Origin of the sequence: Streptomyces sp. CB01635 (assembly GCF_002803065.1) — a bacterium.
Classification (GTDB): domain Bacteria; phylum Actinomycetota; class Actinomycetes; order Streptomycetales; family Streptomycetaceae; genus Streptomyces.
The window spans coordinates 137,787-162,316 of the sequence record NZ_NNBL01000019.1 but is presented as its reverse complement, the minus strand read 5'-3'; the positions used below and the strand labels follow the sequence as shown (position 1 = coordinate 162,316).

Genomic DNA, 24,530 nt, shown 5'->3' with positions numbered 1-24,530 from the left:
CCCACACGTCCAACCCCAGCCCCAGCCCCAGCCCCCCGAAGGCCAGCCCCCTCACCGCCCCACCTCAAACCCCCACCTCAGCCCCCACCCTCCCCTCCCGCACAGCCCTGACCAGGGCTGCGTGGTCCTGTTCTGTGCGGTCCGCGTAGGTGACCGCGAACTGGGCGATGGCCTCGTCCAGTTCCTCGTTCTTGCCGCAGTAGCCGGCGATCAGTCGAGGGTCGGCGCTGTGTGCGTGTGCGCGGGCGAGGAGCGCGCCCGTCATGCGGCCGTAGTCGTCCATCTGGTCGGCGGCGAGAGCCGCGGGGTCGACACTTCCCTTGCGGTTTCTGAACTGCCTTACCTGGAAGGGCCGTCCGGCCACGGTCGTCCAGCCGAGCAGGATGTCGCTGACGACCTGCATCCGCTTCTGTCCGAGGACCACGCGCCGCCCCTCATGGGCGGCCGCCGGCGTATCGAATCCGACTGCGGGCAGGTGCGGCAGCAGCGCGGAGGGGCGGGCTTCCTTCACCTGGAGCACGAGCGCCTCTCCCCGGTGGTCGAGGAGCAGCACCACGTACGATCTCGTGCCCACACTTCCGGTGCCGACGACGCGGAAGGCGACGTCCTGGATCGCATAGCGGCCGAGCAGGGGCAGGCGGTCTTCGGAGAGTGTCTGCAGGTAGTCACCTAGGGAGGCAGCGACCTCGGACGCCTCCTCGTCGGGTACGCGGCGCAGTACGGGTGGTGCGTCGACGAAGCGGCGGGTGCCGTCGTCGGCGAGTTCGGTGGACTTGGCGGCGAATCTTCCGCTGGTGTTGTTCCGCGCTTTCTCGGAGACGCGTTCCAGCGTGCCGACGAGGTCGTGGGCGTCGGTGTGGGAGACGAGTTCCTCGTCGGCGATGGCGTTCCACGCGTCGAGGGCGGGCAGTCGGGCCAGCAGGCGCATGGTGCGGCGGTATGCGCCCACCGCGTAGTGCGCGGCTTCCCGGCACGTGTCCTCGTCGGCTCCGGCTACGCGGCCCGCGAGGACGAGCGAGGTGGCGAGCCGCTTCACGTCCCATTCCCAGGGGCCGTGCACCGTTTCGTCGAAGTCGTTGAGGTCGATGACGAGGCCGCCGCGGGCGTCGGCGTAGAGGCCGAAGTTCGCCGCGTGGGCGTCTCCGCAGATCTGGGCGCCGACGCCGGTGACGGGCGTCTGTGCGAGGTCGTGGGCCATGAGGCCGGCAGATCCGCGCAGGAATGCGAACGGGGTCGCCGCCATCCTGCCGACGCGTATGGGCGTGAGCTCTTCGATCCGGCCGAGGTTGGACTCCTCGACCGCCCTGACGGCGTCGGGGCGAGCGGGGTGCAGGGTGAGGGCCGCGTGCGCGGAGCGCGGTACGCGGTCGCGCAGGGCCTTGCCCTCTTGCTTGGGTGATCCGGAGGAGGGGAGCGCCGCGAACCCCTCGACGGCCGGCAGCCGTCGGGCCGCCGGTTCCTCACGCTGTGCCGGCACCGCAGTGTCGAGCTCGGTCACGCGGACCGCCTCCCCCGTCTCTGAACATCAACTGGCGACGACCGTACCGCCGTCGGCCGAAACCCGTCAGAGCCTGTGGACAACCCCGTGATTGTGGAAAACGAGCGCGGAACAGGAGCGGGGAACCGAGCGCGGAACCGGCACCCAGTCCTCCCTCGCCAGCCGCTCTACCCCTCAGGCAGATACGCCTCGGCCCACAGCCCGAGTTCCTTCAGCGCCGGTTCGAGGGCGGCGCCCGCTTCGGTCAGGCGGTACGCGACGCGGAGCGGGGGTCCTTCGTCGACCTCGCGTACGACGAGGCCGGCGGCGCCGAGTTCGGTGAGGCGGTCCGAGAGCATGCGCTCGCTGATGCCGGGGATGGCTCGGCGCAGGTCGGCGAAGTGAACGGGGTGCTGGAGGAGGACGGAGACCACGAGTCCCGTCCATCGCTTGCCGAGCAGGCCGAAGACGCGGGTGATGCCGCCGTCGACCCGCTTGCACGCGTCGGGGTTGTGGATCCCCGCCTCGCGTACGGAGCCGCTCTCGTGTTCCCCGTTGCCCGCCATGCCTTCAGAGTACTGCCCTCCCGTAGGGGACTAAATAAAAGTAAGTTACTGTTCATACGGTAGCTCCGAACGGAACTACACCTACTCAGCCACCCGCCTGCTTCCCGACCCCCCGCACCTTTGGAGACCTCCAATGCCCACCCTTCTTCACATCGACTCGTCCGTCTGGCCCGGCTCGGCCTCCGCTTCCCGCACCGTCGCCGACGCCTTCCGCAAGACCTGGGAGGAGCAGCACCCCGACGGCACCGTGATCTACCGCGACCTGGCCGTGAACCCGGTCCCGCACCTGGACACGGTCGGCGCCTCCGCCGGTTTCGCCGATCCCGCCACCCACAGCCCGGAGCAGGCCGCGGCCTTCGCCGGACGCCGGGAGCTCATCGAGGAGCTGGAGCAGGCGGACGCGGTGCTGATCGGCGCGCCTATGTACAACTTCTCGATCCCGTCGACCCTGAAGGCATGGCTGGACCAGGTGATCCTCATGGGGCGCACCGCCGGCGAGACGCCGTCCGCGAAGGGGACGCCGGTCACGGTCGTCGCCAGCCGTGGCGGCTCGTACGCGCCGGGCACCCCGCGCGAGCCCTTCGAGTACGTGCAGAACTACCTGCGTGACCTTCTCGGCACGATGCTCGGCCTGGACGTGGCCTTCATCGTTCCCGAGCTGACCCTGGCGCACACGACTCCGGCGATGAGCGAGCTCATCCCGCTCGCCGAGGCGTCCCGCGCCAAGGCCCTGGAGGAGGCTGACGCCCGGGCCAAGGAGCTCGCCGCGCGCTTCTCGGCCGACGCCGCCTGACGCTCCGCACCGTCACCAAGGCACCGAGGGTCCCCTGTCCCGTACGGCTCCCGTTCGGCCGTCCCGTACGACGCCGGGGACCCTTCAACAATCAGTGTGATTGCCCTCACCACAGGACCGCTCACATCCGGAAAACGCAGAAGCCCCGCAGATCTGAGATCTGCGGGGCTTCTGTCTTGTGGGGCACCGACGAAACGTAATGATCAGGCCTCATGAGCCAGGCGCATAGATCGATTCCCGGCCTGTTCGCACAGATTTCCCACGGTGCAGGCCAGGGGTGTCAAGGGCTTGAGCGTCCAGCACCCACAGTCCGCGCCCCGCACTCGATAACCGCAGAAGTCCCTCTGCCAGCCCTCGTCGCTATGCCCGAGCTCACCTGCTGTCTCTGCTCCTCTTTCCCACCCACGTCAGGCAGACCCATCGGGTAAGTGCTCCTACCAGAACGGCAACAACGATCGCCCCCCAATCGATGACGTGCGGAAGCCCAGGGAAGAAGGCGAAGAAGGCGAGTGTCACGACGAGACCCGCCACGAACGCGGCGATCCCAGCGGGCCGCCGCGCCTCCCAACTCTGGTCCCGCCCCTGCTGTCGATCAATCATGAACGGCTCACTTCGTGATGCGGTGACACTGGCTCACTCGGCGCACCCCGTTGACGTAGAGATGCGCACACGCCTTTCCATAACGAGGCAGCGTCTGGGGAGAGTTGTTCCGCATCGGATCGATCTTGCACTCGGGGTGCGTTCGCCCCCGGGAGGTCCTGTACGTCCTGTTGTTGGTGTTCGCGTACGTGAAGTCGATGCGCCAGTTGCAGAAGCCGGTGCCGAGCGCGGCGACAAAAGCACAGTCGACGCCGGCGTTCTGACAGGTGATCTTCTTCCCGCCGCCTCGGATGATGTGTGTGAACGCGCATCCGGTCGGAACTTTCATCGTCATGCCACCAACGCTGTACTCGAAGGTTCGGACAGGAGTCGATCCGACAGCGCCGGCCTGCGCTGCCGAAGAACTCGTCAGCACGACGGCGCATGCGGCGGAAAGGGCCACCAAAAGCCTGGATCGATAAAGCGCGACCATGAACTATCCCCTTTCGGCGGAGAATCTCTCCCGCCGAAAGAACTCCGACGCCGCGATCATGTTTCTGGCCGATGGGATGGTTCACCGACTTGAGTGATCAAGAGCTAGTGTGCTGACCAGCTGATTCCATTCTTCGATCCAGTCCATCGAACTGCCTGGCCCTCCTCCCATGGGCAGAGCCTCAACCGACAGCGACAGTCCCTACTGAGTGAGCCCATCAATGGCTACCGTGCAGATCCGCTCTCCGTCCGCGATGAGACTCACGACGCAATCGCGTCGCCGGGGCATCTGATACGCCCCCTGACGCAAGCCACTCAGCAACCTTGTACGCCGGGCTCAGGCGCGGCTCCACGGCCGAGGCACAACACTTCCCAGGCGAATCGGCGCAGCCGCGCCTGCTCGGCATGCGCTGCGGTGTTGCCGTACTTGATGGTGAGGTGGCATCCAAGGCCCAGAATGGGGCCGCATCGACCGCGAGATCTGGATCCGGCTCATCGAGGCCCGCAGAGCTCACCGCCTGGTGCCCGGTGATGTGTCCCGCAGAGGCGGGCAAGGTCCAGTGCCCGATCAAGAGCCGGTCCGTGAGGAGAGCCATCCAGCTGCCGCTCATTGACCCGGAGCCGAGCCCCGCGGGGCCGCTCAAGGTCTGCCGCCAGCGCAGCATCACACTGGCTCCCGCCGAAGGATCCAAGCACTGGCAGGCCCTCGAGTACGGGGGCGAGCAATGGCAGAAGGTCTACTTCCGGCTGCGCAACAGCGTCGAGGGGTACAACGGTTACGCAAAAAGTCCTCTCGCCGAAGCCATCGAGGCCGCCGGGGGCGACGGATCCGCGGCATCGCCGCTCAGACCGTGCTGCTCGTCTTCCAACTGGCTCACGCCAACCAACGGAAGATCAAAAACTGGGTCGAGATCCTGGCGCTGAGCGGAGAACGCCCGCGCAGGCGCACCCACCACCGCCGGACGACCAAGCCTCTCGGAGCCTGGACCCCGACCGGCCACCCATCACCGACAACGTAGGCATCCGGCGCTCATCCGAAGGACCCGACGGACAACATCAGAGCCCTCGCCCCGACCGACCGGTCACAGGCGAGGGCTCTGATGTGTTCAATGCCACTCTTGCAAGTTGGTACTGGCTACCGAGCCGTAGCCAGCGGCCCGATCAACGAGAAACGGGCCCCCACCAGGACTTTCGTCACTGGCGAAGACCCGTTTCGTCGGTTCTTCCTTGTGCGCGAGGGGGGAGTTGAACCCCCACGCCCTTTCGGGCACTGGAACCTGAATCCAGCGCGTCTGCCTATTCCGCCACCCGCGCATTGGGTGTGCCTTCCGGTCCCTCGCCCTTTTGGGGCGAGCGCCTTCCGACATGCAGAAGATTAGCACGCTGCCGAGGGTGGATTCACATCCGTTTTCGCGGGCACCTGCTGGGCAGGGCCACCCCCGCTGACCTCGCATCCGATGCAGTCGGCCGGCAGTCCGACAGCACTCCACCAGCAGTCCGAAGCCCCCGGAGAGATCCACTCCGCCCCAGGGCCACTCCCCGAAGCCCCGCCGCCGACGCAGCGAAAGGCACACATCCACACTCCCGCAGCCCCGGACCCGAGCGCCCCCTCCGTCTCACCTTCCCCGTCCCCTCCCGGCTCCACCGCCGCGTGCGGGACACTGTCCAGGGACCCCCTCTACGATCCAGCTGTGAGGGTCGACACTCATCGACCGGGCTGACAGGGGGAACCAGCCGATTTCCCGGCGCGTGGATACGATCAGTAAGCAGTACCAGGACGAAAACGAAGGAGGAGGTGCCCCATGGGAGTCCTGAAGAAGTTCGAGCAGCGTCTCGAGGGTCTGGTCAACGGCACCTTCGCCAAGGTGTTCAAGTCCGAGGTCCAGCCCGTCGAGATCGCCGGCGCCCTCCAGCGCGAGTGCGACAACAACGCGACGATCTGGAACCGCGAGCGGACCGTCGTCCCCAACGACTTCATCGTGGAGCTGAGCACGCCGGACTTCGAGCGCCTCAGTCCCTACTCGGGGCAGCTCGGCGACGAGCTGTCCGGCATGGTGCGCGACTACGCGAAGCAGCAGCGTTACACCTTCATGGGACCGATCAAGGTCCACCTGGAGAAGGCGGACGACCTGGACACGGGTCTGTACCGGGTACGCAGCCGCACGCTCGCGTCGAGCACCAACCAGCAGCAGTCCCAGCCCTCCCAGCAGCCGCCGCAGCCCGGCCGGGGTCCCGCTTCGGCGCCCCCGGCGGCGGGCGGAGGCTACGGCTATCCGCCGGCGGCGAACGCTGCCGGGGGGTACGGCCAGCCGCCGGCCAGCGCGCCGCCGATGCCCGCGGGGCCGCCTCCGGGCCGCCCTACGCAGGCCCCGGCGGGAGCCCGGCCGCGTAACCAGGCAGGACCGCTGCCCGGCGCACAGGTGCGTCACTGGATCGAGATCAATGGCACACGCCATCAGATCTCGCGCCCCACGCTGGTCCTCGGCCGCAGCACCGAAGCCGATGTGCGGATCGACGACCCCGGCGTCTCTCGCCGGCACTGTGAGATTCGGACCGGAACGCCCTCGACGATCCAGGATCTCGGGTCCACCAACGGCATCGTGGTGGACGGGCAGCACACCACCCGCGCTACGCTCCGCGACGGCTCGCGGATCGTCGTGGGCAGTACCACCATCATTTACCGGCAAGCCGAAGGGTGAAGCGGGGGCAATGTCAGAGCTGACCCTGACGGTCATGCGGTTGGGTTTCCTGGCCGTTCTGTGGCTGTTCGTGATCGTGGCCGTCCAGGTCATCCGCAGCGACCTGTTCGGCACGCGCGTCACCCAGCGCGGGTCGCGTCGTGACAGCGGGCGCCAGCAGCAGGCTGCGGCCCGCCAGGCCGCGCCGCCGCAGCAGCGCGCCCAGCAGCAGAACAGCGGTGGAGGCGGCGGGCGGCAGCGCCGCGGCGCCCCCACGAAACTCGTCGTCTCCGAGGGCACCCTCACGGGCACCACGGTGGCGCTGCAGGGCCAGACCATCACGCTGGGCCGTGCGCACGATTCGACGATCGTTCTCGACGACGACTACGCGTCGAGCAAGCATGCCAGGATCTACCCGGACCGGGACGGACAGTGGATCGTGGAGGACCTCGGGTCCACCAACGGCACCTATCTCGACCGGGCCCGGCTGACCACCCCGCAACCGATTCCGCTCGGCGCGCCGATCCGCATCGGCAAGACCGTCATCGAGCTGCGGAAGTAGTACGACAATGAGCGAGCGGAGCGAGCGAGCCGACGCGGTCACCCAAGACCTGAGCGCGCTCCCGACCGGAGGGTGGGCACCGTGCGGATGTACCCGGAGCCGACGGGCGAGGTGCGCATGAGTCTGTCACTGCGCTTCGCCGCCGGATCGCACAAAGGCATGATCCGCGAGGGGAACGAGGACTCGGGCTACGCCGGTCCGCGCCTTCTCGCGATCGCCGACGGCATGGGCGGTCAGGCCGCCGGTGAGGTCGCCTCGTCGGAGGTGATCTCGACGATCGTCGCGCTCGACGACGACGTTCCCGGCTCCGACATCCTCACGTCGCTCGGCACGGCCGTGCAGCGGGCCAACGACCAGCTGCGGATGATGGTCGAGGAGGACCCCCAGCTGGAAGGCATGGGGACGACCCTGACCGCACTGCTGTGGACGGGTCAGCGCCTCGGTCTCGTGCACGTCGGCGACTCGCGCGCGTATCTGCTGCGCGACGGTGTGCTGACGCAGATCACGCAGGACCACACCTGGGTGCAGCGCCTCGTCGACGAGGGCCGCATCACGGAAGAGGAAGCCACCACTCACCCGCAGAGGTCCCTCCTCATGCGCGCGCTGGGCAGTGGCGATCACGTCGAGCCCGACCTCTCCATCCGCGAGGTGCGGGCCGGCGACCGGTACTTGATCTGCTCCGACGGCCTGTCCGGCGTCGTCTCCCACCAGACGATGGAGGAGACCCTCGCCAGCTACCAGGGCCCGCAGGAGACCGTGCAGGACCTGATCCAGCTGGCGCTGCGCGGCGGTGGCCCGGACAACATCACGGTGATCGTGGCGGACGTCCTGGACATCGACAGCGGTGACACGCTCGCCGGTCAGCTGTCCGACGCGCCGGTCATCGTGGGCGCGGTCGCCGAGAACCAGCAGCACCAGCTGCACGACGGCGGGGCGATGCAGACCCCCGCGGGCCGTGCGTCGGAGCTCGGCCGCGGGTCGGGCAGGCCGGTGCCCGGGCAGGGCGGCGGCGGTGGCGAGTTCGGCCCGCCCGGCAGCGGCGACGCGGCCGGTTACGCCCCCGAGGGAAGTTTCGGCTCGTACGGGGACGACGACTTCGTCAAGCCGCGGCGCGGCCGTAAGTGGCTCAAGAGATCCTTCTTCATCGCCCTGGCGCTGGCCGTCGTGGGCGGTGGCCTGTACGGCGGCTACCGCTGGACGCAGACGCAGTACTACGTCGGTTCGAACGAGTCGCATGTCGCGCTGTACCGCGGCATCAGCCAGGACCTGGCGTGGGTGAGTCTGTCGGAGGTCGAGAAGGACCACCCCGAGATCGAACTCAAGTACCTGCCGCCCTACCAGCGCAAGCAGGTCGAGGCGACGATCACCGAGGGCAGCTTCGGTGACGCCAAGGACAAGATCGGCGAGCTGTCGCTGCAGGCTTCGGCCTGCAGGAAGGACGCCGAGCGCCGTCAGGCGGAGAACGAGCAGAACGCGAAGACCGGCGAGGGCGAGGCGGGTGGCACCACGGGCGCCACCAAGACGTCTTTCACCACGTCGCGCACCTCGGCGAAGACAGCGCCGAGTCCGACACCCACGCCGTCCGGAACGGCCAAGTCCAAGACCGCACCGACGCCCACACCTGGCCCCAGCCTCTCGGAGGATGAGCAGAAGCTGGTCCCGCTGTGCGGTAAGCAGTAAGCAGCCGTTGGGGGCCTTTGCACGCCATGAGCAGTAGCACTACACACACGTCGACCATCGGCGCGATCGGTGCGCCGAGCCGGCGCAACACCGAGCTCGCGCTCCTCGCGTTCGCCGTCGTCATCCCCGTTTTCGCGTACGCGAACGTGGGGCTGGCGATCGACGGCTCGCTGCCCGCCGGGCTCCTGGGCTACGGCCTCGGCCTCGGCCTGCTCGCGGGCGTCGCGCACATCGTCGTACGCCGGTTCGCGCCGTACGCCGATCCGCTGCTCCTGCCGATCGCGACCCTGCTCAACGGCATGGGCCTGGTCATCATCTGGCGCCTGGACCAGTCGGAGCGCCTGCAGCAGCTGGCCAAGTCGCAGTACGGGTCGTTCAGCCCGGACGCGCCGAACCAGCTGATGTACTCCGCGATCGGCATCGCCCTGTTCGTGGGCGTGCTCATGCTGCTCAAGGACCACCGCATCCTGCAGCGCTACACGTACATCTCCATGGTGGGCTCGCTGATCCTGCTGCTGCTGCCGCTCGTGCCGGGTCTCGGCATGAACGTGTTCGGCGCGAAGATCTGGATCAGCATCGGCGGGTTCTCCATCCAGCCCGGTGAGTTCGCGAAGATCGTCATCGCGGTGTTCTTCGCGGGCTATCTGATGGTGAAGCGGGACGCGCTCGCGCTGGCCAGCCGCCGCTTCATGGGCCTGTACCTGCCGCGTGGCCGTGACCTCGGACCGATCATCGTCGTCTGGGTGATGTCGATCCTCATCCTGGTCTTCGAGACGGACCTCGGTACGTCGCTGCTGTTCTTCGGCATGTTCGTCGTGATGCTGTACGTCGCCACGGAGCGCACCAGCTGGATCGTGTTCGGTCTGCTGATGTCGGCGGTCGGCGCGGTCGGTGTCGCCTCGTTCGAGCCGCACGTGCAGAGCCGTGTCCAGGCGTGGCTCGACCCGATGCACGAGTACATGCTCAGCAGGCAGGGCGTCGCCGGTCACTCCGAGCAGGCGATGCAGGCGCTGTGGGCGTTCGGCTCCGGTGGCGTGCTCGGCACGGGCCTCGGCCAGGGCCACTCCGACCTGATCAAGTTCGCCGCGAACTCCGACTTCGTCCTCGCCACGTTCGGCGAGGAGCTCGGCCTCGCGGGCATCATGGCGATCCTGCTGATGTACGGGCTGATCGCGGAGCGCGGTCTGCGTACGGCTCTCGCGGCCCGCGACCCGTTCGGCAAGCTGCTCGCGGCGGGTCTGTCCGGCGCGTTCGCGATCCAGGTGTTCGTCGTCGCCGGCGGTGTCATGGGTCTCATCCCGCTGACCGGTATGACCATGCCGTTCCTCGCGTACGGCGGTTCCTCCGTGATCGCGAACTGGGCACTGATCGGCATCCTGATCCGTATCAGCGATACCGCGCGCCGCCCGGCGCCGGCCCCCGCCCCCAGCCCCGACGCCGAGATGACCCAGGTGGTCCGACCGTGAACAAGCCCCTGCGCCGGATCGCGATCTTCTGCGGGCTCCTCGTCCTCGCCCTGCTGATCCGCGACAACTGGCTCCAGTACGCCCAGGCCGACAAGCTGCAGTCCGACAAGCAGAACCCGCGCGTCGCCATCGAGCGGTACGCACAGCCGCGCGGCGACATCATCGTCGACGGCAAGTCGATCACGGGTTCCGTGGCGACGGACGGCACCGACCTCAAGTACAAGCGGACCTGGAAGGACGGGCCCATGTGGTCGCCCGTCACCGGGTACGCCTCGCAGTTGGTCGGCGCGAGCCAGATCGAGTCCATCGAGGACGGCATCCTCACCGGCAACGACGACCGGCTGTTCTTCCGCCGCACCCTCGACATGATCACCGGCAAGAAGAAGGAGGGTGGCAACGTCGTCACCACCCTCAACGCCGCCGCGCAGAAGGCCGCGTACGACGGTCTGAAGAACCGTGGCAAGGGTGCCGCCGTCGCGATCGACCCGAAGACCGGTGCGATCCTCGCGATGGCGTCGACGCCTTCGTACGACCCGTCGTCGTTCGCCGGGATCCTGCAGAAGGACGGCGACACGTTCGGCAAGCTCGACAAGAACAAGGACAAGCCGCTCACGAACCGCGCGCTGCGCGAGACGTACCCGCCCGGCTCGACCTTCAAGATCGTGACGGCGGCGGCCGCGCTGGAGCACGGGCTCTACACCGACCCCGACCAGAAGACCGACACGCCGCTGCCGTGGATCATGCCCGGCACCACGACGCCGCTGAAGAACGAGGGCAACATCCCTTGTAAGGACGCGACGCTGCGCGTGGCGCTGCGCTACTCCTGCAACACCGTCTTCGGCAAGGTCGGCGCCGACCTCGGCAACGACAAGATGCTGGAGACCGCGGAGAAGTTCGGCTTCACCAAGGAGCAGTTCACCCCGGTCCGTTCGAACGCGTCCGTGTTCTCCAAGAACATGAACAAGTCGCAGACGGCGCTCTCGTCGATCGGTCAGTACAACACCGCGGCGACGCCGCTGCAGATGGCCATGGTGGCCTCCGCGGTCGCCAATGACGGCAAGCTCATGGAGCCGTACATGGTCAGCGAGCTCCAGGCGCCGAACCTCGACACGATCGAGCACCACACGCCGAAGGAGATGAGCCGGCCGCTGTCGGAGAAGAACGCCCAGATCCTTCAGTCGATGATGGAGACGGTCGTCAGCGAAGGCACCGGTACGAACGCGCAGATCCCCGGCTATACCGTCGGCGGAAAGACGGGTACCGCCCAGCACGGCCTCAACAACAGCGAGAAGCCGTACGCGTGGTTCCTGTCGTACGCGAAGGCCAAGGACGGCAGCTCGCCGGTCGCCGTGGCCGTGGTCGTCGAGGACGGCAGCGCGAACCGTGACGACATCTCCGGTGGCGGTCTGGCGGCGCCGATCGCCAAGAGCGTGATGGAAGCGGTGCTCGCCAAGAAGTGACTCCGATCACGACTCCTTCACAACGGTGCACGTTGCGATACCGGTCCTGTATCGGGTGACGGCTCCAGGCAGGTCAGGCACGACAGGCCGGGTACGGTATGCCCGGACAGCACACCGCCCGACCCCGCACGGGTGACGGTCGGGACCGACGGAGAGGGCTGGTAGGTAACCATGGAAGAGCCGCGTCGCCTCGGCGGCCGGTACGAGCTGGGCCAGGTGCTCGGCCGTGGTGGCATGGCGGAGGTCTATCTCGCCCATGACACCCGGCTCGGTCGCACCGTGGCGGTGAAGACGCTACGCGCGGATCTCGCGCGCGACCCGTCGTTCCAGGCCCGGTTCCGCCGGGAGGCCCAGTCGGCCGCCTCGCTCAACCATCCCGCGATCGTCGCCGTGTACGACACCGGTGAGGACTACATCGACGGGACCTCCATCCCGTACATCGTGATGGAGTACGTCGACGGGTCCACGCTGCGTGAGCTGCTGCACTCCGGGCGCAAGCTGCTGCCCGAGCGTGCCATGGAGATGACGATCGGCATCCTCCAGGCGCTCGAGTACTCGCACCGCGCGGGCATCGTCCACCGTGACATCAAGCCGGCCAACGTCATGCTGACGAGGACCGGCCAGGTCAAGGTGATGGACTTCGGCATCGCCCGCGCCATGGGCGACTCCGGCATGACGATGACGCAGACGTCGGCCGTGATCGGCACCGCCCAGTACCTCTCCCCGGAGCAGGCCAAGGGTGAGCAGGTCGACGCGCGCTCCGACCTCTATTCGACGGGCTGTCTCCTCTACGAGCTGCTGACCGTGCGGCCGCCCTTCGTGGGCGACTCCCCGGTCGCGGTCGCGTACCAGCACGTGCGCGAGGAGCCGCAGCCGCCGAGCGTCTTCGACTCCGAGATCACCCCCGAGATGGACGCGATCGTCCTCAAGGCCCTCACCAAGGACCCGGACTACCGCTACCAGTCGGCGGACGAGATGCGCGCCGACATAGAGGCGTGCCTCGACGGGCAGCCGGTCGCGGCGACCGCGGCGATGGGCGCGGTCGGCTACGGCGGCCACCCGGACGACCAGCAGACGGCGATGCTGCACCCGCAGAACGGCGGCGGCCAGACGTCGATGCTGCCGCCGGTCAGCCCGGACGACGGCGGCTACGGCTACGACGAGCGCCCCGACCGGCGCCGTCAGAACCAGGGCAAGAGCCGTACGTCGACGATCCTGCTCGTGCTCGCGGGCGTCCTCGTCCTCATCGGCGCGATCCTGATCGGCAAGTGGTTCAACAGCGGGAGCGGGAGCGACGCACCGTTCGCGGCGCCCAAGTTCGTCGGCAAGACGGTCCCCGACGCCAGGCTCGCCGCCGACAACACGCACCTCAAGCTGGACGCCTCGAAGAAGGAGCCCTGCGACAAGTTCCCCAAGGGCCAGATCTGCACGCAGAATCCGGCCGCGGGAGCCAACGTCAATAAGGGCGACACCATCACGGTGACGGTGTCGACCGGGGCGCCGAAGGTCGCTGTGCCGAACGTCATCGACGACAACGTCGACAAGGCGACGGCGAAGCTCGAGGCCGACGACTACCAGTTCGTGGTAAAGACCGAGCCGAAGGAGTCCAGCGCCGAACCGGGCACGGTCCTCGACCAGGACCCGATCTCCGGCAAGGAAGTGCAGAAGGGGAGCACCATCACCCTGACTGTCGCCAAGAAGAAGACGGTCTCCACCGTCCCGGACGTCTCCAACAAGACGTGCGACGAGGCGAAGGCACAGCTCGAGGCCAACAACCTCAAGGGCACCTGCACCGAGGAGGAGAACGCGACGGCCGAGGCCGGCAAGGTGTTCTCGCAGAGCCTCGTGGCGGGCTCCACGGCCGAGCCGGGCTCCACGGTCACCCTGAAGGTCGCCAAGGCGGCCCAGCAGATCACGGTGCCCGGTGACATCGCCGGCAAGAAGCTGAAGGACGTACAGAAGCAGCTGACGGACCTCGGTCTCGTCCCGGCTCTGTCGCCCGGCTCGTCCAACGACCCGAACGCCACGGTCGTGACGAGCCAGCCCGGCCCCAACTCGCCGGTGAACAAGGGCGACACGGTCACCCTGCTCACCACCCCGCCCGGCCAGAACGGCGGCGGGGACAACGGCGGCGGGATCTTCGGAGGCGTCACCGGCCGCCAGTAGGCGCCCTCCATGTCATGAAGGAACCCCGGCACCGCACAGGCGGCGCCGGGGTTCTTTCGTGCGGTGGTTCGGGGGCTTGCGTATGTGGGGTTCTTACGTGTGCCGACGGCGCCGTCAGCGCAGCTCCGCCGGGGGCGTCCGATCGCTGTCGACCTTGTCGATCCGCTCCAGCTCGCCCCACACCACGTAGCGGTACGTGGACGTGTAGACGGGCGTGCACGTCGTCAGCGTGATGTAGCGGCCGGGCTTCTTCACGCCCGATTCCTTGGGGACGGCGCCCAGGACCTTGACGTTGTACTTCGACGTCTCGGGGAGGATGTCGTACACCTTGTAGACGTACCACTTGTCCTTCGACTCGAAGACGATCGGGTCGCCCTTTTTGATCTTGTCGATGTTGTGGAACTTCGCGCCGTGCCCGTCCCGGTGCGCGGCGAGCGTGAAGTTGCCCTTCGCATCCGTCGGCAGCGCCGACTTGACCGGGTCGGTGTAGTAGCCGGCGACGCCGTCGTTGAGGATCTTCGACGAGGTGCCCTTCTCGACGAGCACCTCACCGTTCCTCATCGACGGCACGTGCAGGAAGCCGATGCCGTTCTTGGTGTCGAGCGCGCCGGGGCCGTGGTCGGCCCACTGGTCGCGCACCTTGTCTCCCTGCTTGTGCGCGGCGCGGTCCGCGACCACGTTCGTCCACCACAACGAGTAGACGACGAACAGGCCGAGGACCAGGCCCGCCGTGATGAGGAGCTCACCGAAAAGACTGACGGCGCCGGCGATGCGGCCACGGCCGCGTCGTGGCGCGGGCGGCGCCTCGCCGGCCCGCTCGTCGTGGTCGGTCGTCGCTGCCACTGCTTGTGCCCCGTCCCTGAACCTGCGCCTGTTACTTGCCACTTGCCCCGCTACTGCACCAGCGCGTCCGGCTTCCCCTTGCTGCGCGGCCGTTCCTCGACCATCTTGCCCCAGACGATCATTCGATACGTACTGGTGAATTCCGGCGTGCACGTGGTCAGCGTGATGTACCGGCCCGGAGCCGTGAACCCGGAGCCCTGCGGGATCGGATTGATGACTGTCGTGTTGCTCGGCGGGGTCTGCGGAAGGATGCTCGTCATCTTGTACACGTAGTACGTGTCCTGCGTCTCGACGACGATCGGATCACCCGGCTGGAGCCGGTTGATGTAGCGGAACGGTTCGCCGTGCGTATTGCGGTGCCCGGCGACCGCGAAGTTGCCGGTCTTGGCGCTCGGCATCGCCGTCTCGATGCTGTCCTTGCCGTAGTGGCCCACCATGCCGCGGTCCAGGACCTTCGTCTTGCTGATGCCCTCGGCGATCGGCACGACGACGTCCAGCTTCGGGATGTGCATGATCGCGAAGCCCTGGCCGGGCGCGAACTTGTCCGGCTCGCGTTTGCCGTTCGCCCAGTCGTCCTGGAGGTGGTGCGCCGCGCTGCCCGCCTGCTGGTGGGCCCGGATGTTCGACCACCACAGCTGGTACGTGACGAAGAGCAGCATCAGCACGCCGATGGTGATGAACGTTTCGCCGATCGCCCGGCTGGCGACCTCGCCCGTACTCGGTTTGCTCGCCCTCGCGGCCCTGCGCGCCTCCAGACGGCTGCGGGGCGGGGAGGCGGGCTCCGGGGTCTGTGCCGGCGCCGCCGAGTGCCTGCCGCCGTGCTTGGCGGCCTTCCTGCGCGCGGCCCGGCCACCGGTCACCACGGGCGCGGCGGCGCGCTCAGGGGCGCCGGAGTCGGACTCGGTGTCGGTCTCTGCGCCCGTGGAGGCGTCTACGTCTGTGTATGCGTCCGTATCGGGCTCGGCCCCTCCCCGGGTGTCCGCGGTGCGCAGGGCCACGGTCTCGTCGTCCGACACTGGCCGCGGCGGTCTCGCCTCGTACTCGCGGGCGGGCGGCACGTACGCGGGCTGCTGCGCCCGCTGTACCTGCGGCGGATGTGGTGCCTGCGGAGCCTGCTGCTCGCCGCCGTACCAGTCCTGTACGTAGCCCTGAGGGTCGTACCACTCCTGCTCCGGCTGAGGCGACGGCTGGGCCTGGAGCGGCTGTTGAGCGTCCGGCTGCGGCTGCGGGTACGGCTGGGGCTCCTGAGGCTCGTCCGCGGCGCGGAACCAGGGCGAGGGGTGCTGCCCGGGCAGTGGATCGTTCAGCGGGTCGTGGAGCCGCTGAACGGCCGCCTCGAACGCACCGGCAGCCTCGTACGGTTCCTGCTCGTACGAGGCTCCCTCGCGCTCGGGGCGCAGGGCGGTCACGCCGAGGCCCTGCCCACGACCGGGGCGAGCCCGGCCGATCGTGCCACCGCGGTCTTGTCGCCGCAGACGGTCAGCCAGTTGGCCAGCATCAGGTGACCGTGTTCCGTGAGGACGGACTCGGGGTGGAACTGCACGCCCTCGACGGGCAGTTCGCGGTGGCGCAGGCCCATGATGATGCCGTCGTCGGTGCGCGCGGTGACCTCGAGCTCGTCGGGGACGGTGTCCGGTTCGGCGGCGAGCGAGTGGTAGCGGGTCGCCGTGAACGGGTTCGGCAGTCCCGCGAAGACGCCCCTGCCCTCGTGCCGCACCAGGGACGTCTTGCCGTGCAGCAGTTCGGGCGCCCGGTCCACGACACCGCCGTACGCGACCTGCATGGACTGCATGCCGAGGCAGACCCCGAAGACGGGCACGCCGGTCTCCGCGCAGTGGCGCACCATCTCGACACAGACACCGGCCTGTTCGGGGGCGCCGGGGCCCGGGGACAGCAGTACGCCGTCGAAGCCGTCCTGCGCGTGCCGGGTCCCGACCTCGTCGTTGCGCAGCACTTCGCACTCGGCGCCCAGCTGGTACAGGTACTGGACGAGGTTGAAGACGAAGCTGTCGTAGTTGTCGACCACGAGAATGCGGCTGCTCGCGCCCACTAGTTGTTCACCGTCACATCGTTGAAGGGCAGCAGGGGCTCGGCCCACGGGAAGACGTACTGGAACAGTACGTAGACCACCGCGAGGGCGAGCAGGAGCGAGATCAGTGCCCTGATCCACGTGTTTCCCGGCAGATGCCGCCAGATCCAGCCGTACATGCCGTCCCTTCCGTCGCCGTACGGCAACAGACTAACGGCGCAGGGCCTCCGGTTTCCCGGCCTCCGCGGGCTGGGTGGCATCAAGGTGCGCCCAGACGATCAGCCGGTGGCTGTGACCCCACTCCGGCTCGCACGTCGTCAGCGTCAGATAGCGGCCCGGCTCCGTGTATCCGGACTTGCGGGGCACCGGGTCGATGACGGCGACATCGCTGGGCAGCGTCTTGTAGGGCTTGGTGTCGATGCGGTACGTGAACCAGGTCGTACCGTCGGTGAGGACGACGGCGTCGCCGGGGCGCAGCTTGGGGAAGTCCTTGAACGGGTCGCCGTAGGTGCGGCGGTGGCCGGCGACGGAGAAGTTCCCCTTCTGCCCGAGCTGCGCCGTGCCCGCGTAGTGGCCGAGGCCCTTCTTGAGGATGTCCACGCCCGTCCCCTGGAGCACCGGTTTGTTCCACGTGAAACCGAGCCGCGGGATGTACATGACGGCGAACGGCTTGCCGTCCTTGTAAGCGGACGGGGACGGCGAGGGCGTCTGGGGTCGGCTCTGGTCCTGGGCGGGACTCTGGCTCGGGGACGGGCCCGGGCGGGGCTGTTCGACCGCCACCGAGCCCTTGGACCACTGGTCCTGGAGGGTGTCGATCTGGTGGTCCATGGCACTGTCGGCCTTCACGCCGGTCCAGAACAGCACGTAGGCGACGAACAGCACGATCAGGGCGCCGACCGTGATGCACAGTTCGCTGAACGTCCTGACGACCACTCGGACCGACACAGGCTCCCCCAGGCGGCTACTCCACGGGCTTCGCGTAGTGGAGATCCACTGTGCCCGAGTAACCGGGAAGAGTCACCGCCCCGTCGTCCTCGACTTTCCAGCCGAGGCCGTAGGCGTTGACGTAGAGCATGTAGTTCTGGATCTGGGGCGAGACGGCGAGCGCCTGCTTCAGCCTCTCCGGGTCCCCGACCGCGGTGATCTTGTACGGGGGTGAGTAGACGCGGCCCTGGAGGATCAGGGTGTTGCCGACACAGCGCACAGCGCTGGTGGCGATGAGCCGCTGGTCCATGACCTTGATGCCCTGCGCGCCGCCGTTCCACAGGGCGTTGACGACGGCCTGGAGGTCCTGCTGGTGGATGACCAGGTCGTTCGGCTGGGGTTCGGGGTAGCCGGGGAGCTTGGCGGTGGCATTCGGCGGGGCGTCCGCGAGCGTGACCGAGACGGCCTGTCCGCGCAGTTTCTTCGTACCGGACGCCTTCTCCAGGGCGGACAGCTTGGCGTCCTCGGCCTTGGTGCCGGCGCCGCCGCGCTCGGTGAGGGCGTCGACGTCGTCGCGGATCGCGCTGTTGGACTCCTCGAGCTGGCCGTTCTTGTGGCTGCGCTCCTGGATGAGGTCGGAGAGCTTCAGCAGCGAGGCGTCCGTGCGGATGTTGGTGCCCTTGGCGGTGTTGAAGCTGGTGAAGAAGATCAGCCCGGCCAGGGCGAACACGGCCACGGTCAGCAGCCGCACGGGACGGAGGCGCACACGGGGTCGGCCCCCGCCGGGGGGCTCTTCCCAGGAGTCGGCAGAATTGCTCAACGTACCCTTATCTCCTTCAGCGCCGCGGAAGCACTACGCTAACGGACGCCCGGGGGAGCGCAGAGATTCCCCTTGTACGCTGCCCGGAGCCAGCCCACGTTCCCTGCGCGGCCACGCAGCGCATCGACAGGAGAGACCCTCGTGCCGAAGTCACGTATCCGCAAGAAGGCCGACTACACGCCGCCTCCGGCGTCGAAGCAGACGGCGAATATCAAGCTGACCAATCGCGGCTGGGTAGCCCCGGTGATGCTCGCGATGTTCCTGATCGGGCTCGCCTGGATCGTCGTCTTCTACGTCACCGACGGCACCCTGCCGCTGGACGCGCTCGGCAACTGGAACATCGTCGTGGGCTTCGGCTTCATCGCGGCCGGGTTCGGCGTTTCCACGCAGTGGAAGTAGCTCTGCCCCTAGCTATCCACTGAGTTATCCACAGCTGTTTCCACAGTGGGGAAAAGGTCGGAAGATCTGTGGATAACTCACCGGGCGTTGACGCCGGTGTGACTGACGCACCGCAGCTCGCCCACATGTTCGCCCCTTGTCCTGGCTGGGGAAACCCAGGTCAGCGACAAGGGGCACACCTGTTCCCCACCGAGTGCACAGGATCCGGCACCGTCTGTGGACAACGTGGGCCAGAGACCGAGCTCAAGTGAGCTGGGACGTCCTCACAAGCACAGTGACGACCACCACGGCGAGGACGAGCGCACAGGTCCCGTACTGCACCAGCGAGCGGCGCTCCCTGGGGGCGTGGACCATCGCGTACCCGACGACCACACCGGCGACGAGCCCGCCGACGTGGGCCTGCCAGGCGATGTTGCCCCATGTGAACGTGAAGAGCAGGTTCAGCGCGAGAAGGCCGATGACGGGGCGCATGTCGTAGTTGAGGCGCCGCACCAGCACCGCGGTCGCGCCCATGAGTCCGAAGACGGCCCCGGACGCACCGAGGGACTGCTCGCTCGGCCCCGCGATCGCGTAGGTCAGCGCGCTTCCGGCCAGCCCCGAGACCATGTACAGCGCGATGTAGCGGGCCCGGCCGAGCGCCGCCTCCAGCGGGCCGCCGAGCCACCACAGGCCCAGCATGTTGAACGCGATGTGCCACACCTCCTGGTGCGTGAACATCGCCGTCACCAGGCGGTACCACTCGCCGCCTGCCACGCCCTGGTCCGGGACGAAGGGCGCGGGAGGCCAGGCTCCGATCAGAACGAAGTCGGAGAGCAGCCGGTCCCACACGTGGACCGCGATGAACACCGCCACGTTGATCCCGATAAGGATCTTCGTGACCAGGCGCGGATCAGCCGCGATCGTGCCGCCCGTGATCGTCCTCGGCCTGCTGGCTGCCGGGCCGTGCCCCGTATCGGAACCGCCCCGCACACAGTCCGGGCACTGGAAGCCCACCGAGGCGCTGACCATGCAGTCCGGGCAGATGGGCTTGTCACAACGGGCGCAGCGGATCCCGGTCTCGCGGTCAGGGTGCCGGTAGCAGCGGGGCGTGCCCTGCGCGTCCTGAGGACTCTGCGGACTGCCTGGCACCTGATCCATCGGAATCCCCTCGTACGAAACGTGCGCGGTCAACACATGGCCCCGCCCATCCTTACGGATGAGCGGGGCGTATTGGTTCCCGTCGGCCCGGTTCGCGTCAGCGGGTCTCGACGACGACCGACTCGATGACCACGTCGTTGACCGGCCGGTCCGTACGCGGGTTGGTCTGCGCGGTCGCGATGCCGTCCACGACCTTCTGGCTGGCCTCGTCGACGACCTCGCCGAAAATCGTGTGCTTACGGGTCAGCCAGGCCGTCGGCGACACCGTGATGAAGAACTGGGAGCCGTTGGTGCCCGGGCCGGCGTTCGCCATGGCCAGCAGGTACGGCCTGTCGAAGGCGAGGTCGGGGTGGAACTCGTCCTCGAACTGGTAGCCGGGACCGCCCGTGCCATTGCCCAGCGGGTCACCGCCCTGGATCATGAAACCGCTGATCACCCGGTGGAAGACAGTGCCGTCGTAGAGCTTGTCAGCGGACTTCTCGCCCGTCTCCGGGTTGGTCCACTCCCGCTCCCCCCGAGCGAGCTCGACGAAGTTCTTGACCGTCTTGGGCGCGTGGTTCGGCAGAAGCCGGACTTCGATGTCGCCTTGGTTGGTCTTCAGGGTGGCGTAGAGCTGCTCAGCCACGATCTGCCTTCCGTTGCCTTCTGTGACGATCCGATCCTCGCACGCCCCCGTTGACCCGTCGCCCGGCGGCAGCCGCAGAATTTCCGGCCGAGTCGCCACCGAGGAGGCGCGCCGCAGGGCGATCCGTGGCATTGTCGTCCGCAAGCCCCCATTGCACCGTATTGATCAGCTATTGCCTGGAGTACCTCGGTACATCCAAAGGCGGCTTATGCCCCGAATGCCCGCCCTCGCATGCCGCACTGCCGCCGGGCAGGCATGATCCGAAAAAGGGTGGAAAGGTGAAAACCTATATGCCACCGAGGAGGAGGATCCCGTGACCCGCATCGACAGCGTGCGCGCCGCGACCAGCTCGGCGAAGGACAGCGTGCTGCACGCCGCGGAAGTGGTGGCGCCCTACGCCGAGACGGCCAAGGACCGGACCGCACTGTATGCGCAGGAAGCGCGCGTACGGCTCGCGCCCGTGATGTCGCAGGCTGCGCAGCAGACCCGCGACCAATACGACACGTACCTCGCACCGCATCTTGAACAGGCCCGCAGCCATGTGCCGCCGAAGATCGACCAGGCCGCGCAGGACGCAGCCGTCCGCACCCGGAAGGCAGCCCGCCAGGCCGCCGACTACGCCAGGCCGCGGATCGAGCAGGCCGTGGCCGCCACCCAGCCCGTCCGCGAGGAGGCGACTGCCCGCAGCGTCGCGGCGATCGCCGCCCTGCGTGGGCAGGTGTCGCCGAAGGAGATCCAGAAGCTGGTCCGCAAGCACGAACGGCGGGCGCGGGCAGGACGCGTCGCCAAGGGCTTCCTCGTCGTCGGCATCCTCGCCGGGGGCGCCTTCGCCGCCTGGAAGTGGTGGGACAAGCAGGCCAACCCGGACTGGCTGGTCGAGCCGCCGGCCGCGACCGAGGTGGCGGACAGCACGCCGCTGTCGTCGGTCGACGGCAACCAGGGCGCCCTCGACCCCGAGGTCCAGGCCAAGCAGGCCGAAGCGGAGGCGGACGCCGCCGACCGCAACGACCGCGGCTGAGCCTCGAACGAGCAGTAACGCCGTAGGGCGGGAGACCAGTGGTCTCCCGCCCTACGGCGTTCACGTGTTCACGCGGAAACTGTGGAGCCTAGGAGATTCGAACTCCTGACATCTGCCTTGCAAAGGCAGCGCTCTACCAACTGAGCTAAGGCCCCGAAAACGATGCGTCGAACCGGAAGAAGTGCGATCCGGTGCGCATCGCAGACCAGACTACCGGGTCACCCCCCGGATCTCGCAAAAGGATTGGGGCTCCCGGTCCACGACCACTCTCCGTAAGATGCCCCACGTGGTTCGCGGCAGCGAACCGCCGTATTTGGGGAAGCGATGGGGAGACGCAATGGACGCCGCACAGCAGGAAGCTACCGCAAGAGCCCGGGAGCTCCAGCGAAACTGGTACGGAGAGCCACTGGGGGCGCTCTTCCGTCGCCTCATCGATGATCTGGGCCTCAACCAGGCCAGGCTCGCGGGGGTTCTCGGTCTGTCCGCGCCCATGCTCTCCCAGCTGATGAGCGGTCAGCGCGCGAAGATAGGTAATCCGGCCGTCGTCCAGCGTGTCCAGCTGCTCCAGGACCTGGCGGGTCAGGTCGCCGACGGAAGCGTCAGCGCCGCCGAGGCCACCGAGCGCATGGACGAGATCAAGAAGTCACAGGGGGGCTCGGTGCTCACCAACACCGCGCAGACAACAACCAGTTCGGGCGCACCCACGGTCAAGCGCGTGGTCCGCGAGATCCAGTCGCTGCTGCGCTCCGTCTCCGCGGCCGGGGACATCATCGATGCGGCGGACACCCTCGCCCCGAGCCACCCGGAACTGGCAGAGTTCCTCCGGGTCTACGGCGCCGGGCGCACCTCCGACGCCGTAACCCACTATCAGGCGCACCAGAGCTGATCCCGGCCGAACGGTAGCGATATCGGGCCGGCCGCGAGTCCCGCGGCCGGTCCTGGGCCGCGGGACCATCCGAGAGGCCGACGCGTCGTGACGGCCGAGGGGGGAGCGACGCACCACGATGGGTGAGGTCTTCGCCGGACGCTACGAACTGGCCGACCCGATCGGTCGCGGGGGAGCAGGCGCCGTATGGCGCGCCTGGGACCACCGGCGCCGCCGATATGTGGCCGCCAAGGTCCTGCTGCAGAGCGATGCCCACACCCTGCTGCGCTTCGTGCGCGAACAGGCACTGCGGATCGACCACCCCCACGTCCTCGCCCCGGCCAGCTGGGCCGCGGACGACGACAAGGTCCTGTTCACCATGGACCTCGTCGCCGGCGGCTCGCTGGCGCATCTGATCGGCGACTACGGGCCTCTGCCACCGTCCTTCGTGTGTCTCCTCCTGGATCAGCTCCTCGCCGGCCTCACCGCGGTGCACGCGGAGGGGGTCGTGCACCGCGACATCAAGCCCGCCAACATCCTCCTGGAGGCGACCGGAACCGCCCGGCCTCATCTGCGCCTCTCGGACTTCGGCATCGCGATGCGCAAGGGCGAGCCCCGGCTCACCGAGACCGACTATGTGGTGGGAACGCCCGGCTACTTCGCCCCCGAACAAGCGATGGGCGGTGAGCCGGACTTCCCCGCAGACCTGTTCGCCGTCGGTCTCGTCGCCCTGTATCTGCTCCAGGGCGCCCGGCCGGACTCCAGGGCACTGATCGAGCGCTTCACCGATCACGGCACCCCTGGCGCGCCCCAGGGAATTCCCGGCCCTCTGTGGACCGTTGTGGCCGGTCTGCTGCAGCCTGATCCGGAAGCGCGCTTCCGTACCGCGACAGGCGCACGCAAGGCCCTCCTGGCGGCCTCCGAGCTGCTTCCCGAGCCCGGACCCGACGACGAACTGGTCGAGGTCTTCGACCAACTCGGCGCGCTCCCAACAGGGTTCGCCCCGACCGGCCCGACCACGACCTCCCGCGCGGTCGCCCCCGGCCTCGTACACGACCGGACCCAGAACCATGGCTCGATCGGCCGTACGACAGGCAGTTCCACGACACGGAAGCCCGCTCCGGGAGAGTCCCTGCCGGCGCTCCCACCGGAGCCCCCGACACCGGCACCACCGCCACCGCTGTACGCCCCCGCAGTACCGGACACCCCACTGGCGGACTCGTCCGTCCAAGACCCCGCCACCGCCGCGCCCCAGGGGCCGGAGCCCTTCGCACCACAGACCGGCGTACGCGGGCCCAGCGTCACGCCCGGGCCCACCCCGTCCGGACCCGTCCCACCCGGGACCATCCCGTCGGCAACCGGCAGGCCTGAGTCCCGCACGTCGGGAACAGTCACGCCCGGCACCAGCATGTCCGAGACCGGCAGCTTCCACCTGCCGCCGCCTCCCCCTGCGCAGCCGCCCACACAGCCACGCGTGCAGCCCTCCGCACAGCCATTCGCGCAGACCTCTCCCGAGCGGCAGCCGATCACCCCCAACACGGCGCCTCACCACGCTCCCGAGTACACCGCCCAGCCGCACCCCCACCCCACGGCACCGCACACCGCACGACAACCGGCACCACAACCAACCCCGCCAACCCGCCCGCACCCCCACGAGCCCTCCCCCCACACTCCGGCCACGACCCCGGCCACGCAGCGCTCCTACGTCGCAGCTCCCGCACCAACACCCCCTCAGTCGGCCTCTATCTCTACGTACACCGCCCAGAGCGTTCAGGTTCCACTCCTCGGCCACCCGAGTCCCGGCGGCGCTTCCCAGGGCCCGACCCCTCATCGGCGGGTGCGGAAACGGCGGCCGGGACCGCCCGCGAAGGTGGCGATCCCGGTGCTGTTCGTTGCCTTGGTCAGTTTCGCGGTGGGCATCTGGGCGCTGACCCAGGCCTGAGAACTCCCG

General features: G+C 68.3%; 22 protein-coding genes and 2 tRNA genes. 11 read left to right on the top strand and 13 right to left on the bottom strand.

The genetic code is table 11. From position 1 onward, the window contains the following. Positions 1 to 64 precede the first annotated feature (64 nt). On the bottom strand, positions 65 to 1,498 hold the full coding sequence (locus tag CG723_RS33540) for a DUF2252 domain-containing protein (protein WP_100597262.1): 1,434 nt from the start codon (positions 1,496 to 1,498) through the stop codon (positions 65 to 67). Between the two features lie 167 nt (positions 1,499 to 1,665). Next, positions 1,666 to 2,043: a winged helix-turn-helix transcriptional regulator gene (locus CG723_RS33535; protein ID WP_100597261.1), complete on the bottom strand. Its 378-nt coding sequence runs from the start codon at positions 2,041 to 2,043 to the stop codon at positions 1,666 to 1,668. A gap of 133 nt (positions 2,044 to 2,176) precedes the next feature. Between CG723_RS33535 and CG723_RS33530 the strand changes: the two genes are divergently transcribed. Next, a complete protein-coding gene (locus CG723_RS33530; RefSeq protein ID WP_100597260.1) occupies positions 2,177 to 2,836 on the top strand; it encodes an FMN-dependent NADH-azoreductase in 660 nt (219 codons plus the stop codon). Positions 2,837 to 3,443: 607 nt separating this feature from the next. On the opposite strand, the gene CG723_RS33520 is transcribed toward CG723_RS33530, so the two are convergent. After that, the gene (locus CG723_RS33520) at positions 3,444 to 3,908 is read right to left on the bottom strand and encodes a hypothetical protein (RefSeq protein WP_100597258.1); all 465 of its coding nucleotides are present in this window, start codon (positions 3,906 to 3,908) and stop codon (positions 3,444 to 3,446) included. Positions 3,909 to 5,137: 1,229 nt separating this feature from the next. Beyond that, a tRNA-Leu gene (locus tag CG723_RS33510) sits at positions 5,138 to 5,221 on the bottom strand. Positions 5,222 to 5,709: 488 nt separating this feature from the next. Between CG723_RS33510 and CG723_RS33505 the strand changes: the two genes are divergently transcribed. The 6 genes from CG723_RS33505 (at position 5,710) to pknB (ending at position 13,919) form a co-directional block, all read left to right on the top strand. Continuing rightward, positions 5,710 to 6,606: an FhaA domain-containing protein gene (locus tag CG723_RS33505; RefSeq protein WP_100597257.1), complete on the top strand. Its 897-nt coding sequence runs from the start codon at positions 5,710 to 5,712 to the stop codon at positions 6,604 to 6,606. Positions 6,607 to 6,616: 10 nt separating this feature from the next. Further along, on the top strand, positions 6,617 to 7,147 hold the full coding sequence (locus tag CG723_RS33500; protein WP_100597256.1) for an FHA domain-containing protein FhaB/FipA: 531 nt from the start codon (positions 6,617 to 6,619) through the stop codon (positions 7,145 to 7,147). Positions 7,148 to 7,264: 117 nt separating this feature from the next. Then, positions 7,265 to 8,827, top strand: coding sequence for a Stp1/IreP family PP2C-type Ser/Thr phosphatase (locus CG723_RS33495; protein ID WP_234374652.1), 1,563 nt, complete (start codon positions 7,265 to 7,267; stop codon positions 8,825 to 8,827). Positions 8,828 to 8,853: 26 nt separating this feature from the next. Next, the gene (locus tag CG723_RS33490; RefSeq protein WP_100597254.1) at positions 8,854 to 10,293 is read left to right on the top strand and encodes an FtsW/RodA/SpoVE family cell cycle protein; all 1,440 of its coding nucleotides are present in this window, start codon (positions 8,854 to 8,856) and stop codon (positions 10,291 to 10,293) included. Continuing rightward, entirely contained in the window at positions 10,290 to 11,753 is a 1,464-nt protein-coding gene (locus CG723_RS33485) for a peptidoglycan D,D-transpeptidase FtsI family protein (protein WP_100597253.1), read from the top strand. The genes CG723_RS33490 and CG723_RS33485 overlap by 4 nt, the downstream gene beginning before the upstream one ends. Positions 11,754 to 11,924: 171 nt before the next feature. Beyond that, positions 11,925 to 13,919 (top strand): Stk1 family PASTA domain-containing Ser/Thr kinase, encoded by a 1,995-nt coding sequence (pknB, locus tag CG723_RS33475; RefSeq protein ID WP_100597252.1) that lies wholly within the window; start codon positions 11,925 to 11,927, stop codon positions 13,917 to 13,919. Positions 13,920 to 14,033: 114 nt separating this feature from the next. Here the strand turns inward: pknB and CG723_RS33470 are convergent, their stop codons facing one another. The 6 genes from CG723_RS33470 to CG723_RS33445 are packed head-to-tail and all read right to left on the bottom strand — an operon-like array spanning position 14,034 to position 18,535. Continuing rightward, positions 14,034 to 14,762, bottom strand: a complete 729-nt coding sequence (locus CG723_RS33470) for a class E sortase (RefSeq protein ID WP_100597251.1) — start codon at positions 14,760 to 14,762, stop codon at positions 14,034 to 14,036. Between the two features lie 50 nt (positions 14,763 to 14,812). After that, a complete protein-coding gene (locus tag CG723_RS33465) occupies positions 14,813 to 16,171 on the bottom strand; it encodes a class E sortase (protein WP_100597250.1) in 1,359 nt (452 codons plus the stop codon). Then, the gene (locus CG723_RS33460; RefSeq protein ID WP_100597249.1) at positions 16,168 to 16,812 is read right to left on the bottom strand and encodes an aminodeoxychorismate/anthranilate synthase component II; all 645 of its coding nucleotides are present in this window, start codon (positions 16,810 to 16,812) and stop codon (positions 16,168 to 16,170) included. The genes CG723_RS33465 and CG723_RS33460 overlap by 4 nt, the downstream gene beginning before the upstream one ends. Then, entirely contained in the window at positions 16,812 to 16,970 is a 159-nt protein-coding gene (locus CG723_RS33455; protein ID WP_389487602.1) for a hypothetical protein, read from the bottom strand. Before CG723_RS33455 ends, CG723_RS33460 begins: the two co-directional genes overlap by 1 nt. A gap of 31 nt (positions 16,971 to 17,001) precedes the next feature. Continuing rightward, entirely contained in the window at positions 17,002 to 17,736 is a 735-nt protein-coding gene (locus tag CG723_RS33450) for a class E sortase (protein WP_100597247.1), read from the bottom strand. Between the two features lie 16 nt (positions 17,737 to 17,752). After that, positions 17,753 to 18,535: a DUF881 domain-containing protein gene (locus CG723_RS33445; RefSeq protein ID WP_100597246.1), complete on the bottom strand. Its 783-nt coding sequence runs from the start codon at positions 18,533 to 18,535 to the stop codon at positions 17,753 to 17,755. A gap of 141 nt (positions 18,536 to 18,676) precedes the next feature. Between CG723_RS33445 and crgA the strand changes: the two genes are divergently transcribed. Next, entirely contained in the window at positions 18,677 to 18,934 is a 258-nt protein-coding gene (crgA, locus tag CG723_RS33440; RefSeq protein ID WP_100597245.1) for a cell division protein CrgA, read from the top strand. Positions 18,935 to 19,177: 243 nt separating this feature from the next. Here the strand turns inward: crgA and CG723_RS33435 are convergent, their stop codons facing one another. Both CG723_RS33435 and CG723_RS33430 read right to left on the bottom strand, forming a co-directional pair. Beyond that, positions 19,178 to 20,071 (bottom strand): rhomboid family intramembrane serine protease, encoded by an 894-nt coding sequence (locus tag CG723_RS33435; RefSeq protein WP_100597274.1) that lies wholly within the window; start codon positions 20,069 to 20,071, stop codon positions 19,178 to 19,180. A 97-nt stretch (positions 20,072 to 20,168) separates the two neighbouring features. Next, positions 20,169 to 20,696, bottom strand: a complete 528-nt coding sequence (locus CG723_RS33430; protein WP_100597244.1) for a peptidylprolyl isomerase — start codon at positions 20,694 to 20,696, stop codon at positions 20,169 to 20,171. A gap of 313 nt (positions 20,697 to 21,009) precedes the next feature. Between CG723_RS33430 and CG723_RS33425 the strand changes: the two genes are divergently transcribed. Continuing rightward, positions 21,010 to 21,714, top strand: coding sequence for a DUF5324 family protein (locus CG723_RS33425; protein ID WP_100597243.1), 705 nt, complete (start codon positions 21,010 to 21,012; stop codon positions 21,712 to 21,714). An 82-nt stretch (positions 21,715 to 21,796) separates the two neighbouring features. On the opposite strand, the gene CG723_RS33420 is transcribed toward CG723_RS33425, so the two are convergent. Further along, a tRNA-Ala gene (locus CG723_RS33420) sits at positions 21,797 to 21,869 on the bottom strand. Positions 21,870 to 22,051: 182 nt separating this feature from the next. Here CG723_RS33420 and CG723_RS33415 point away from each other — a divergent pair. Together CG723_RS33415 and CG723_RS33410 are read left to right on the top strand one after the other, a co-directional pair. Further along, positions 22,052 to 22,600 (top strand): helix-turn-helix domain-containing protein, encoded by a 549-nt coding sequence (locus CG723_RS33415; RefSeq protein ID WP_100597242.1) that lies wholly within the window; start codon positions 22,052 to 22,054, stop codon positions 22,598 to 22,600. A 118-nt stretch (positions 22,601 to 22,718) separates the two neighbouring features. Next, positions 22,719 to 24,521 carry a serine/threonine-protein kinase gene (locus CG723_RS33410; RefSeq protein WP_100597241.1) on the top strand — a complete coding sequence of 601 codons (1,803 nt, stop codon included), beginning with the start codon at positions 22,719 to 22,721 and terminating at the stop codon, positions 24,519 to 24,521. The last annotated feature ends 9 nt before the right edge of the window (positions 24,522 to 24,530 follow it).

Bases quoted from the DNA above. Each gene is read 5' to 3' on its own strand.
- CG723_RS33415 (WP_100597242.1), top strand. From the start codon at position 22,052: ATGGACGCCGCACAGCAGGAAGCTACCGCAAGAGCCCGGGAGCTCCAG.
- CG723_RS33410 (WP_100597241.1), top strand. From the start codon at position 22,719: ATGGGTGAGGTCTTCGCCGGACGCTACGAACTGGCCGACCCGATCGGT.
- pknB (WP_100597252.1), top strand. From the start codon at position 11,925: ATGGAAGAGCCGCGTCGCCTCGGCGGCCGGTACGAGCTGGGCCAGGTG.
- CG723_RS33490 (WP_100597254.1), top strand. From the start codon at position 8,854: ATGAGCAGTAGCACTACACACACGTCGACCATCGGCGCGATCGGTGCG.
- CG723_RS33455 (WP_389487602.1), bottom strand. From the start codon at position 16,970: ATGTACGGCTGGATCTGGCGGCATCTGCCGGGAAACACGTGGATCAGG.
- CG723_RS33495 (WP_234374652.1), top strand. From the start codon at position 7,265: ATGAGTCTGTCACTGCGCTTCGCCGCCGGATCGCACAAAGGCATGATC.
- CG723_RS33435 (WP_100597274.1), bottom strand. From the start codon at position 20,071: ATGGATCAGGTGCCAGGCAGTCCGCAGAGTCCTCAGGACGCGCAGGGC.
- CG723_RS33535 (WP_100597261.1), bottom strand. From the start codon at position 2,043: ATGGCGGGCAACGGGGAACACGAGAGCGGCTCCGTACGCGAGGCGGGG.
- CG723_RS33500 (WP_100597256.1), top strand. From the start codon at position 6,617: ATGTCAGAGCTGACCCTGACGGTCATGCGGTTGGGTTTCCTGGCCGTT.
- CG723_RS33505 (WP_100597257.1), top strand. From the start codon at position 5,710: ATGGGAGTCCTGAAGAAGTTCGAGCAGCGTCTCGAGGGTCTGGTCAAC.
- CG723_RS33530 (WP_100597260.1), top strand. From the start codon at position 2,177: ATGCCCACCCTTCTTCACATCGACTCGTCCGTCTGGCCCGGCTCGGCC.
- CG723_RS33520 (WP_100597258.1), bottom strand. From the start codon at position 3,908: ATGGTCGCGCTTTATCGATCCAGGCTTTTGGTGGCCCTTTCCGCCGCA.